At 34.0% G+C, this 11,837-nt stretch carries 12 protein-coding genes; 10 read left to right on the top strand and 2 right to left on the bottom strand.

From position 1 onward, the window contains the following. Positions 1 to 11: 11 nt before the first annotated feature. From ADIWIN_RS02755 to ADIWIN_RS02720, 9 genes are all read left to right on the top strand, one after another. Positions 12 to 428, top strand: coding sequence for a hypothetical protein (locus ADIWIN_RS02755; RefSeq protein ID WP_040756393.1), 417 nt, complete (start codon positions 12 to 14; stop codon positions 426 to 428). A 91-nt stretch (positions 429 to 519) separates the two neighbouring features. Then, complete coding sequence (locus ADIWIN_RS02750; protein WP_020894865.1) at positions 520 to 1,566, top strand: SMI1/KNR4 family protein; 1,047 nt, start codon at positions 520 to 522, stop codon at positions 1,564 to 1,566. Between the two features lie 42 nt (positions 1,567 to 1,608). Next, entirely contained in the window at positions 1,609 to 3,537 is a 1,929-nt protein-coding gene (locus ADIWIN_RS02745; RefSeq protein WP_020894864.1) for a hypothetical protein, read from the top strand. Between the two features lie 221 nt (positions 3,538 to 3,758). After that, entirely contained in the window at positions 3,759 to 4,133 is a 375-nt protein-coding gene (locus ADIWIN_RS02740) for a hypothetical protein (RefSeq protein ID WP_020894863.1), read from the top strand. Positions 4,134 to 4,137: 4 nt separating this feature from the next. Next, entirely contained in the window at positions 4,138 to 4,797 is a 660-nt protein-coding gene (locus tag ADIWIN_RS02735; RefSeq protein ID WP_020894862.1) for a DUF1266 domain-containing protein, read from the top strand. Continuing rightward, positions 4,794 to 7,037: a tetratricopeptide repeat protein gene (locus tag ADIWIN_RS02730; RefSeq protein ID WP_020894861.1), complete on the top strand. Its 2,244-nt coding sequence runs from the start codon at positions 4,794 to 4,796 to the stop codon at positions 7,035 to 7,037. The genes ADIWIN_RS02735 and ADIWIN_RS02730 overlap by 4 nt, the downstream gene beginning before the upstream one ends. Positions 7,038 to 7,060: 23 nt before the next feature. After that, the gene (locus tag ADIWIN_RS02725; protein WP_020894860.1) at positions 7,061 to 8,917 is read left to right on the top strand and encodes a tetratricopeptide repeat-containing sensor histidine kinase; all 1,857 of its coding nucleotides are present in this window, start codon (positions 7,061 to 7,063) and stop codon (positions 8,915 to 8,917) included. After that, positions 8,914 to 9,024, top strand: a complete 111-nt coding sequence (locus tag ADIWIN_RS22290; RefSeq protein WP_438874649.1) for a hypothetical protein — start codon at positions 8,914 to 8,916, stop codon at positions 9,022 to 9,024. Before ADIWIN_RS02725 ends, ADIWIN_RS22290 begins: the two co-directional genes overlap by 4 nt. 6 nt (positions 9,025 to 9,030) lie before the next feature. Further along, complete coding sequence (locus ADIWIN_RS02720) at positions 9,031 to 9,669, top strand: response regulator transcription factor (protein WP_040756389.1); 639 nt, start codon at positions 9,031 to 9,033, stop codon at positions 9,667 to 9,669. A gap of 68 nt (positions 9,670 to 9,737) precedes the next feature. Here the strand turns inward: ADIWIN_RS02720 and ADIWIN_RS02715 are convergent, their stop codons facing one another. After that, the gene (locus ADIWIN_RS02715; RefSeq protein WP_020894858.1) at positions 9,738 to 10,730 is read right to left on the bottom strand and encodes a hypothetical protein; all 993 of its coding nucleotides are present in this window, start codon (positions 10,728 to 10,730) and stop codon (positions 9,738 to 9,740) included. A gap of 149 nt (positions 10,731 to 10,879) precedes the next feature. Between ADIWIN_RS02715 and ADIWIN_RS02710 the strand changes: the two genes are divergently transcribed. Next, entirely contained in the window at positions 10,880 to 11,275 is a 396-nt protein-coding gene (locus tag ADIWIN_RS02710; RefSeq protein ID WP_020894857.1) for a hypothetical protein, read from the top strand. Between the two features lie 153 nt (positions 11,276 to 11,428). Here the strand turns inward: ADIWIN_RS02710 and tssD are convergent, their stop codons facing one another. Further along, the gene (gene tssD / locus ADIWIN_RS02705; RefSeq protein ID WP_020894856.1) at positions 11,429 to 11,821 is read right to left on the bottom strand and encodes a type VI secretion system tube protein TssD; all 393 of its coding nucleotides are present in this window, start codon (positions 11,819 to 11,821) and stop codon (positions 11,429 to 11,431) included. Between the last annotated feature and the right edge of the window lie 16 nt (positions 11,822 to 11,837).

The following is an 11,837-nucleotide window of genomic DNA, read 5'->3' as shown; positions in this document are numbered from 1 at the left end:
TAAAGTTTATTATGACTAAAACAGACAACAACTTTGGGATCGAATTAAGTTCTAAAGTAAAATATAAACCTTTAGTTTTTGCACTATTTATGATAGGGCTTTGCCTAATTTCCCTACAAGATATATCTATAGCTTCAATGATTCCTTTGGGGTGTGCTATCGTATTTTTTGGGCTCTATGCCTTTAATAAAAAGCTTAAAGTTTTCAAATTTTTTGAGACCCATTTTGTGTTTCAACCAGGAGTTATAGGTAAAACATCTGTGCCTTATAGTGCGCTTAAATCTTTTGCAGTTGAAAAAAAAGTCATCGTGATCACGTATGAGAATTCAAACGGAAAAGAAAAGAAAATCAGATGCCTTGTTAGTCAGATTGAACCTAAGCAATTTCCCTTATTAGAAAGCACGTTGAAAAGCAAGATTAACGATTAAGTCATTCGCGCTTTTCACAAAATCACTAGTTTCAGTGATAAAAACTACGATGTTCCAAAGTACCTTAGCATTCTAAATTTACACGCGTAAAATGACCAATTATACCGCATATTCAGACGAGTTTAAAGATTTACAATGGAGCGATTTTAATTTTGAAAACATTCAAATCGATACCTTTCCTGTCCTTGAAGACCCGTATCATTATAGTAACAGTTTTACGTTTAGAGATACACTTTTAGAAGCTGTAGAAAAAGCGTCTGGAAAGAAATTATTAAGCCTCATTTTTATTACACCAGATCATGAAACCATTCATAATTTCTATGCCGTTGGGTATTTAGAAGATAAAACTGTTTTTACTGTTGAAATAGAAAATACTACAGCATTTGAAGCGTGGTTTACCGTTATTCATGATGAACAGCACAAAAGCGCTACAGTCTATAATTTTAGTGATAATGGCTATAATTCGCAACCCACTTCAAACTTAAAAGATATTACGTTTTTAGAACATACAGGTGCTTTTATAAATTACTTTATTCCGAATGCATTTATAGCCGAACAATTAACAAAAGAGAAATCAGATTTTCTAGCACCGCATATTCAACTTGATGCGGAAATAGAAATGAAAGCCTTGGTCGCCTCTTTTATCGGTTTAATTTCAGAAAAAAGATTAACGCTTCATCCGCCAACAAATAACGAGGCTATTTATGAAACATTTGAAAAAGAAGCAGGCTATCCGTTTCCACAAATCATTAAAGACTATTTGAGCCTTCATAACGGTTTAGACCGTTGTGCTATTATGGGTGCAGAAGCGATTTATAACGAATGGAAACAGTGGAAAGATATTTATGATGATTGGACGCAAGAAGACTTGTTAGATACCTACTCTACCAACCAAGGGAAAGCCTTATTAATGTACACCACACCGTATTGGATACCGTTTTTCAATTTAGAAAACGGGAATTTTCTAGCCTTTGATTTTGCGCCGAATACCAAAGGAAACCCCGGACAAATTATTCGTTTTGGTGCCGACCAAGAAATAGGCTATATCGAAGCCGACGACCTCGTTTCCTTTTTTGAAAGCTTAAGAGGACCTGAAAGCGAAATTGAAGACAACGAATGGTTTTATAGCGCTCAATAACACTCGTGTAAAAAAATATAAATTTTGAACAATCTCTAGCAAATGTCTACTATTTTTAAAACGCATATCATTCCTAAATTAAAGCTCGATGCTCTAGAAGCTTCAGAAACAAAAGCCCTACAGCAGGTTTTAGAAGTTTTGGAAGCTACAGGTACGGATGTTTATAAAAACATACAAAACAACAGTGATTTCAGTGGAATTACTGCCAATTTCACAACCCAAGTCGCGCTACAAATTTACTTTCATCCTCAACGCTATGCCAACACCACAGAAGGTATTGCTTTTGTAATCGCTTGGTTGCCTTTATTGAAAGAAGGGATTTATCCAGATGAAAAAAGCACAAGAAAACTAGTCGAATTTTTGACTTTTAATCTGGCTTATTTTCAGTCGGAAGTCTTTTCTAAAACAACAGAACAGCAACTCTTTCAAGTCCTAAAGATTTTGGTTGAAAGTCCATCGGAAGCGGCACTTCCTATCACTCAGTTTTTAATTCAACGTATTTTTGACATTCGTGATGTGTTGAGTTCTGAGTATGTAATTCAGAATTGCTTAAAACACGATTTGCTATCTGGAACTTATGCCGTAAAACAAGACGACGAGACTATAGATACGTTTTCTTTCACTAAAGATTCCAACTTTGTTAATTGCTTTTTTGAAGATAATTGGGAACTGTTTATTCATAAATTCCATCAATTATTACCGGTTGGTCGTGTATATGAGAAAACGGCTTACGATATTATGACACCTTGGTTCAGTAGCGATTTGGCCGCTTTTTACGAAGCCAACCCAAACATTGCTTTGACTGCAATTGAAGCTTTAAAGGAGCGTTTAATTTGGGCAGATGCTCAAAGTGACGCACTGTTACACTTAACAACTGCCGAAGGCAACTACCCATTAATGCAAGCTTTAGCGAACAAAAAATGGGATGCAGGTGATGTGTTATTATTCAATACTAGAGATACAAGCCTTCCGAAGCAACAACAAGATGCGGGATATATTAATTTTTTAGATTGGTTAACTGCCGATAGTGGCGCCAATTTAAATTCGGAAGCCTTTAAAGATTACGGTATTAAAATTTTGAGCGAAAATACCGCCAACAATTTACCTTTAGAATGCATTCCGTTTTGGTTTCAAGTAGCGCATCCTGAAACAGGTTTTAAAAATCATACGGAAACTTTCAACACTCTTTTTTCTAAATTGTTTTTAGAAGATGACAGTTTCGGTTTATTGCCAACAATGCGATTGAAAGGAGAAGATTTTCAAGTTACAGGACCGTTTGTAATTCGTACCATAGCACAATCGCATTCAAACGTATTACTTTGGTTTGAACGTTTACAAAATGATGGTCTAAAAAACCCTTTAAATCAGTTTTTAATTAGAGCCTTTTCTGATGCTGGCGAAGCTTTATTAGAATTATTTACTGCGGAAGAGCAAGAAAATTTACAACGCTTATTATTAAACTTAGCTTACGCTACACGTGATTCAAGTGCTATTGTTAAAGCAAAAAATATTCCGCTTATTGCAGAAACCCTAGGATTCTTATGTGTAGAATCAGGAAACTTTACACGTGTTAATGAAATTTGGGCGCTTAAAGATTTAGATACCAACGCGACTGATGTTTGTAACCAATTTGCGCGCAAACACTATATCAACGAAAACAGTCCGCTAACCCTAAATAGTATTCAAGCTTGGTTTAATTATTTAGGCGATTATTATTACAGTTTGACCAAAGAAGCCGTTTGGGTTCCCGAAGCTTTAACCACACAAGGTGAGCGTGTGGCGCAGTACTTTAACCTTCAGAATGAAGATGTTGGTTTCTTTATACACCGCTTGGTAAACCGTGTACTTAGTTTTCATAAACGCTGTAAAAGCAAGGAAGCCACCAATCCTATTTTTAAAACTATTTCCGCAGATATCGAAGTCTTTTTAACCGATTTTTTAGGCAAATTAAAAACGAAAAGCTTCACCTGAACACCATCACACATCTATACGAATACAGCAATAGTGATAATTCTCGTTTCAGTAGTAATGATGCTTTATATGACCAAATTGAAAGTTATAGTCAGTTTATTTTAGCAACCGAATCTGAAGAAGCCACAGAACAAGACGCTGAGGAAGCTCAAGAATCAGAATCCGCAGAAGATGCAGTAGACCCTATTCCGACTTCAAAAATTGATATAAATGCTATTGAAGTGAATCAGCATTATGTTGAAACGCTGCTTACCAATTTAGAAACTTATAAAACTACAGGTTGCGAAACAGAACTTTTAGAATTTTTCAACACGCATATCGAAGATTTAAAAACTTGGTTAAGTAATGATGAATCTGGTTTAGAAATGCGATTCGGTCAAACGTTATATATGACTTTATTAGATACCGATTTAGCACCAGGAACCCCATTAGAAACTTACGGTAACCTTAGCAAAAACATTTTTGTACACTTGGTAAAAGGTAGCAATTTAGCCACCTCTTACGCTATGGGATTAAAAGCGATTTCAAAATCTGGAGCCTATTCAGACGTACTAGCCAATGCATTACTGCAAGTTGTAGACCAATTAAATGCTTAAAATAATGACACAAGATATCACACCCGAAATCCAAGACCAATTAAATTTATCGGCCTTGATTTTAAAGAAAAACCATAAGCAAGCCAACTTAAGCAGTTGGTCTGGCTTTAACTTAGACGATAAAATGCACGTGAAGCAAGCCGAAAGATTATTAACCATTTTAGGTATAAAATCAGGCTTACATTTGCGCAATAGTTTACAGCGCTACGAAAGCGGATCAATGGTCTCTCAAGCTTTTGAAAAATTAGCAGCTGAGTTTAGAACCGACACCACAAAAACTTTTGAAGCCAAATACCAAGCTTTAAATAATCCTCAAACCCAAAACACTTATAAAATGGTGTGGAAATACCGTTTTAGTTTAAAAAACCAAAAACTAATAGGGTATGAAATAGCAATGTATATTTTTCAAATGCGATTAGGCCTAGTTTTAGGTTTTATCACTACCGAAGAAATGATTTTACGTTTAGAAGAAGTCAATGCCACCGTAAAATCTACATTTTCAAGTTGGGGAGAATTTCATAGAAATGTGTGTATTGGAGATGAATACTTTTTAGGAGCTACAGAACAAGATGTTAGTACATTTCCTAATATGACCACCTTATGGGACCACTATCAACGCTTACATATAGAACACGCCGATTGGTTTAAAAACTGGAACAAATGATTATATCATCAAACGACATCATTACCTACATAGAGCGTGCAGAAGCGCATTATAAAAATAATCAGTACCAGGCCTTACAGTCGGTAATTGGTGATATTCAAGAGTATGTAACGTTACTAAGTGAACCTGAAGATTTTGCAAGATATTACCGCATTTATATGTTGTATCTCGGCGTTTATGAAGAAATGAATATGCCAGTCTTAAAGTCGTATTTACAAGCTTTAATAGATTGCGGACAAGTACAAGCATCAGATTTTGAATACGTCTGTAGCTTTTACAAAGAATGTGAGCAAAGTGTCTACGAGGATGCTTTGGTGCGCTATCCGTATAACGATACCATACAATTACATTATGCTTTTAAATTGCAAAATGAAAACCGCTACCAAGACGCCATTTTGGTTTTAAAGTATCTTTTAGAGTGCTATCCAGCCTTAACAGAAGCCCGTTTTTTACTTTGGGACATTCAAGCTGCGCAATTAGAACAGTTATGTGATTCTAACGAAGAAGCAGATTGTAATGAATTGTTAGATTTAGCTTCGGCAACGCATAACAAATCGGTATTAAAAGGTTTACAATTAGATGAACGCTTAGACCTGCCCAGCCAAACCTTAGCCCATATGCACGTGGCTATGTGGGAAAATAAATCTATTGACAATAAAGGCTTGTGGAATTCAGAATGGAAATATTTAGAGATTACAGATAGAGCCCGAATGTTATTGGTAGATTACTTTCAGTCTTTTATGCGGAACGATATGGTGTCTCAAATTATAAAAGATCCTGGAGAGCCACAATTACCAGAAGAAGATTTTAGTAATTTTGAGGGGTTTAAAATCTATATGCAAGATTTTGCAAAGTCTGGATGGCAATTGGCGCAGCACTATTACCTACGCTATGGGGATTCAGCTTATTATCACTCTAAAAACAGAGATGTACTAAACCAATGTGTACAACGTGGTTTAGCCTTGAATCCTAAAAACCCGAACCTACACGTTTTAAAAGCACGATCTTTTTTCTTTATTCAAAATTACAACGAAACCGGAGCTGCGTATCACGAAGCCTTTAGAAACGGGCTTCGAATGAGTGAGTATCTATTTTATTTACTAGAAGTGAATGGAAGAATAGAAAGCTGGCAAGGGATATTAGATATTGTAGAACAGTTTCATAGAAGACTACCACCAACACTTAAAACTTTATTTTTTAAAGCCCGTGCTTTGGTAAAATTAGCCCGTTTTTATGAAGCGTTAGTTGTTATAAATGAAGCCCTTGAAGATTTTCCTTTACCTCCACATTCTTATGCTCCTTGGTTGTATAATTTAAGGATGATTATTCATATGAATAATCAAAACTATACCGTGTTTTTTGAAGACATGCAATCTGAAATAAATTATTACAAGATTGGTGATTCAGATTACTGCAGCACTATGAACTTATGTGTGGAAGCTCTTTTAGAAATGGACGATTATAAAGAATGCCATAAATATGCCATTTATAATCATGAACAAGGACAATTAGCTCCAGAATTGTATCCTGTCTTTAAATGGATTTGTTATTATGATTATTTACCAAAACCAGAAGATTTAGCACCAGCCTCTGAAGCGGATTTGGTTAAAATGCCAACAACTTTTATAGACTTTAGAAACAATGGTTTAATCCACTGGATTTTGAAGAATTTTGATGCCGCAATAGGCAATCTTAGTCAAGCCGCACATATGGCAAATAATAAAGCATTTTATCTTAAAATGGTAGCGAGTTGTGCAGAAGATAGTTTTAATAGTGCAGAAGCGCTATCGGCTTACAAAACAGTAAAAGAGCAAGTCCCTGAAGCGGGCGAATACAAAACCTTTTTTAAACTTTATAATTTTTATAAGGAAGAAAATGAGCCGAAAAAAGCCTTAGAAACACTTCAGCATTCCATACAAAGTTATCCCGATTACACCTTTTTTGATTTCCCAAAGGATGAATATAATATGATGTTGAGAAGCCATAAAATACTATCGCAAAAACTAGAGGATGTAGAAGGCTACACAAAATACAGCGCTATGTTTTTAAGTAAAGACCAACCATCAGTTCAGGCCTTATATGATCAACTAACACATGTAAAAACCCATTTTGAATCTGATGCTTTTTTACTTCATAATATATTAGAAGAACTTTCTCAACGCGATGACGATTTTAAGGAAGAGGAATTTGAATTGTTAAAAAATGTCAAATCTAGCATTAAAGCGACTTATTTCACCTAAAGGTATTAATTTTACATTATTTAATGAAGTTATTTACTACACATGTTATTGTCACCTTTAGTCTTGTTTTAGGGGTAACTTGGTCATCCTTGGCTCAAAACCTAGATAGCACTAGATTAGATTCTTTGTCTAATGTTTATGCTGAGTATTTACATACAAAACCACAAATAGCAGAGGAAGCTGCAGTGCAATGGCTTAAAGAAAGTAGACGTTTAAATTTAAATCTTCAAGAAGCTAGAGCGCTCTATGCCTTAGGGAATTTAGGTAATATAACGGGCGATTATAAAAGCACTATAAATTACACTTATAAAGCCATTGCGCTACTTAAAAAATCAAACACTGAAAAAGGCTTAGCCGCTTGTTATAATATATTGGCATCTGCCTATAAAAGTTTAGGCGAATATCCGAAAGCCATCGATAATTTTATGGAGTGCTTACGGTATGCGCGATTAACAAATAGCCAAACACAAGAGGCTAACGCTTATCAAAACATTGCCACATTATATCTACTTCAAAAGGACTATAAAAAATCTGCAGAAAACTTAGATCGTGCTGCAGATTTATACCGATCTATTGGTGATGATGATGGTGTACTCACTACCCTATTTAACTTTGCAAATATCCTCAAAGAAGAAGGTAAGTTTGACCAGGCTCGAGAACATTACCAAACTGTTTTAGAGTACAGAATAAAAGAAGGAAATAAAGCTGTTGTTGCCTATATAAATATAAATCTATCACAAATGTTAGTGGTAGAAGGTAAATGCAGAGAAGCCATAATTGCTTTAGAGAAAACATTGGTGTTATTAGAAGAACTCAAATTTCACTCTGACATTGCTATTGTATTAAACGATTTGGGCCTATGCGAAAGCAAATTAGGGAATACTAAATCGGCTATAAATTATTTTCAACGTGCCTTAGCCATTGGAGAGAAACAATCCTTATTTCAATATAAATCTGACATTTATAAAAACCTAGCGCAACTCTATCAAAAAGAAAATAATTACAAAAAAGCATTAGAATTTCATCAAAAGGGGGTTGCAAGTGTAGCTGATCAGAACTCCTTAGATAAAGAGAAATATGTGGTAAAAATTCAAGAGCGCTATGAAACAGAGTTAAAAGAAGCCAAAATTCAACTGTTAGAAAAAGAGCAAAAATTAAGTGAAGCCGAGTTGCAAAAAGTAGAACTTACTGTAAAACGTCAAAAACTCATTAGAAACGTGCTCATTGCCGGATTTACATTAGTATTATTTACCTTAATAGTATTAAGGCTTTTCTACATTCAGCGTCTACGAGTGCAAAAAGAATTGAGTTTACAACAGGAAGAAAATGCCAAACAACAGATTAACAAAATGATAAATGATCATAAATTATCTGTTATAGAACGGTACCAAGAAGGACAAGAAGAAGAACGATCGCGCTTAGCTCGCGAAATTCATGATGGGATTGGAAGTGATTTGGCAAGTATAAAAATTGCCTTTGAGCATTATGCAGAATACCATGAAGAAGACGTAAAATCGAAACGTATTGCAACGGCTATAAGTAATGCCTGTATTGATTTACGTAGCCTATCGCATCAATTACATCCTCTATCCTTTTCGAAAATAGGATTTACGAGTTTCTTAAGTGATTTTATTGATCAGATTATTAAAAAATCTAATATTAAAATACAAACTTTTTTCTTTCCGCGAGAAGACATTGATTTGTTACCAGACGAACTTTTGGCAGATGTTTATCGCATTGTACAAGAATTAATTAATAATATTTTAAAACATGCAGAAGCCTCGCATGTAGATGTGCAACTCACCAAGCATAAAGATCATTTAAATATTGTGGTTAATGATGATGGTATAGGGTTTCAAAAAATAAAAAGCAAGGCATAGGACTCCGAAATATTAAGGAACGATTACAAAAGGTAAAAGGTACTTTAGATATTGATAGTAATTCAGGACATGGCACTTCTATAACTATAGACATTCCTATAAATTAATACATTTTGAAGAAAGCAAATATAATAATAGCAGACGATCACTTAATGTTTCTTGAAGGTATAAACACCATTTTAAGCGATATGCAAGAAATAGGTGACGTCCATTTAGCAACTGAAGGTAAGCAAGTACTTAGATTGTTGAATCAATTTGAAATTGATTTAATTATTAGCGATATCAGTATGCCAAAAATGGACGGTATCGAGCTACTTACAGAACTTAAGAAAAAACATAGTAGTGTAAAAATTATTATGCTGAGTATGCTAGACAATCATAGAACGGTACATAAAGTGATACAAAAAGGAGCTGATGGTTTTGTTCCTAAATTTACCAGTAAAGAAGAATTACAGAAAGCAGTTAGGACAGTATTAAATGATGAACAGTATTTTTCGGAAATTATAAAACAACGCTATTTGGAAAGTGTTTTTGAGCGTAAAAAGTATAAAAACATAGAACTATCCCCACGTGAAAAAGAAGTTTTAAATCTTTTGGGAGATGAATTGACGTCAAAGGAAATTTCAGAGAAATTATTTATTTCTGTCAATACGGTAGAAACCCATCGGAAAAATATTCTCTTAAAAACGGGTTCTAAAACTACTACAGGTGCGGTAAAATATGCTATAGAATCTGGCCTGTTTGATTTATAGAAACATCTGCTTTTATATTAAACTTAAGCTGAAGTCTCCTACACTTAAAAACGTGTTATAGAGCGTCTTTATTTCGTTCTAATCCCCTCCGCTTCAACGGTGTCCATGATTTGTCTTAATTCTTCACGGTAAGACATGGTATCATTCTCATCGGTTAATAACTCGCCACGATAGATAAATTTAGTATCTAAATCAAAATACACAACATAAAGTCCTGTTTGTGGATTTATCCATTTACCTTTTCCATTATTTACAATCCGTTTATCTTCTAAATACTGTACCCAAGCCCCTCTAGACAAAGTCGTTTTATCTATATATATTTTACTGTGTTCAGTTGTTTTATAATAAGGATATGGTGTTTCTAATTTAGCTTGTATATTTTTTAAAATCATTGTTTTTAAACTTTCAAAACCAACCGCTTTTTCAGACAATAACATTGGGTTAGCATGCCATTTACTGTCTTCAACTTCTAACGGAATAATCATAAAACCCTCTGGATGACTAGTTGTTCTAATTCGTAAACTAAATTGATAGGCCGATTCTAACTCTTCAATAGATTGACTTAACCTATCTATAAAACGTGCCACGATAGCTTCGAGCTCATTTGGTTCTATATCTCGTTTAAAATTTAAATCAATAATTTCTGTAGAAAACATTATTTCAGGGATTTCTTCTTTAAAATCGGCAATCACCGCTTGTCTGGTTTCATAACGTGTTAGGGCACGTTTATATAAATCATCCACAGTCATTGCGTCTGCAATAGGATACATGGGTAAAGTGTCGTTTTCTAATATATTTTTAAGATTAAGATGCGTATAAAATTCTATTTCCGGAATATCCTTATCATAAATTAGCATCCCGTACATATTAGGATCCATAGTTGCGGCATTAAAAAATAGACTTAAATCACTATAAGCCAGTTTTCCTTTGTATTTGTTTTGTAAATATTCTTCTAAATTACGTGCTGCTTTCTTTTTAGGAATTCCAATATATTTGGAGCATCCCGCTAAAATGAGTACTAATACTAGAAGACATATAATAGATATAATTGTAATTTTCATTGTTTTTAAGTTTGAAACTTAAATGTAGAGCAATCTATTAGCAAAGCACTCACGGAATTCAGTGAGTTTTTTTATTCCCTTATTCAGGGTGTTTTTCAACCTATGACTTCCAATACCTTTGAAGTATTAATTAAATTAAAATAACGATTATGGGATTACAAGAAAAAAGAGCAGCAAAATCTATAGAAGATCAATATTTAGCTGATTACCAACAAGAAATTAATGAAATCGTGGGTAAAGAACTACCAATACATATTAATTGGGACACCTTTGAATTAGATTTTATAAAATTTGTGCCAAGTGTATGTTTACAACGTCTTACTGATGGTATAAAATTGGTTTGTAAAGATGATATGGGCAAAGAAGCCATGGCAGAAAGTGTGACTTCTATTGAAGTATACTGCATCCCAAATGAAGGTGCTGAAGCTAAAAAAGAATTAAAATTAGAGGATGGTGTGTTTTCTTTAACAGCATGTTGGGGTGGTCACCACAGTGGTTATTTTATAGACTTAACAATCCGTGAATATTTAGAAAACAACTTATAGTTTTAAAGCTATGATCAGAAAACAAGGAGAAGATAAGATTGGTTTTCTCCTTTTTTTATGAGATAATAAATGACTCTTAGTAGAATACAGAAAAAGCCTTTAAGTTAATTTCTTAAAGGCTTTTCTGTATTTATTTATGAGGGAAACTTTTTACTAGTTTAATTTCACAGTATTAAACGTTACACCTTTCATAATCATGCTAAAGTACGCATCGCTATGCGCATTATATTCAGAAAAAGACTGACTAAAACTGACTACAGTCGCCTTATCAAACTCTATAGCTACAGAAGCTGTTTCTTGATCTCTATGATAAACCTTAGCGCTACCAGACCATTCGCCAGGTTGGTTAGAAATCCATGCCATAAATAAAGGATCATTAACCATTTTTGTTGTTCCTGAAAAACTGACGTCTATCGGTTTTTTCTCTTCAGTATAATAATCATTATTAAAACTATAGTCACAATGACTTAATACAAAAGCTTTTTCTGTATTGTTATCTTTTCTTATTAATAATTCTATTCGGCTAACCACGTTAGAGTCTTGCATATTGATTTGTTTTAGT

This window comes from Winogradskyella psychrotolerans RS-3, from assembly GCF_000427335.1.
GTDB classification, from domain to species: Bacteria; Bacteroidota; Bacteroidia; order Flavobacteriales; family Flavobacteriaceae; genus Winogradskyella; species Winogradskyella psychrotolerans.
This window is presented reverse-complemented; position numbering and strand designations above follow the sequence as displayed.

What these genes read in the sequence shown, in the direction of transcription:
- ADIWIN_RS02735 (WP_020894862.1), top strand. Translation starts at nt 4,138, where the DNA reads ATGACACAAGATATCACACCCGAAATCCAAGACCAATTAAATTTATCG.
- ADIWIN_RS02755 (WP_040756393.1), top strand. Translation starts at nt 12, where the DNA reads ATGACTAAAACAGACAACAACTTTGGGATCGAATTAAGTTCTAAAGTA.
- ADIWIN_RS02750 (WP_020894865.1), top strand. Translation starts at nt 520, where the DNA reads ATGACCAATTATACCGCATATTCAGACGAGTTTAAAGATTTACAATGG.
- ADIWIN_RS02725 (WP_020894860.1), top strand. Translation starts at nt 7,061, where the DNA reads ATGAAGTTATTTACTACACATGTTATTGTCACCTTTAGTCTTGTTTTA.
- ADIWIN_RS02730 (WP_020894861.1), top strand. Translation starts at nt 4,794, where the DNA reads ATGATTATATCATCAAACGACATCATTACCTACATAGAGCGTGCAGAA.
- ADIWIN_RS02715 (WP_020894858.1), bottom strand. Translation starts at nt 10,730, where the DNA reads ATGAAAATTACAATTATATCTATTATATGTCTTCTAGTATTAGTACTC.
- ADIWIN_RS02710 (WP_020894857.1), top strand. Translation starts at nt 10,880, where the DNA reads ATGGGATTACAAGAAAAAAGAGCAGCAAAATCTATAGAAGATCAATAT.
- tssD (WP_020894856.1), bottom strand. Translation starts at nt 11,821, where the DNA reads ATGCAAGACTCTAACGTGGTTAGCCGAATAGAATTATTAATAAGAAAA.
- ADIWIN_RS02745 (WP_020894864.1), top strand. Translation starts at nt 1,609, where the DNA reads ATGTCTACTATTTTTAAAACGCATATCATTCCTAAATTAAAGCTCGAT.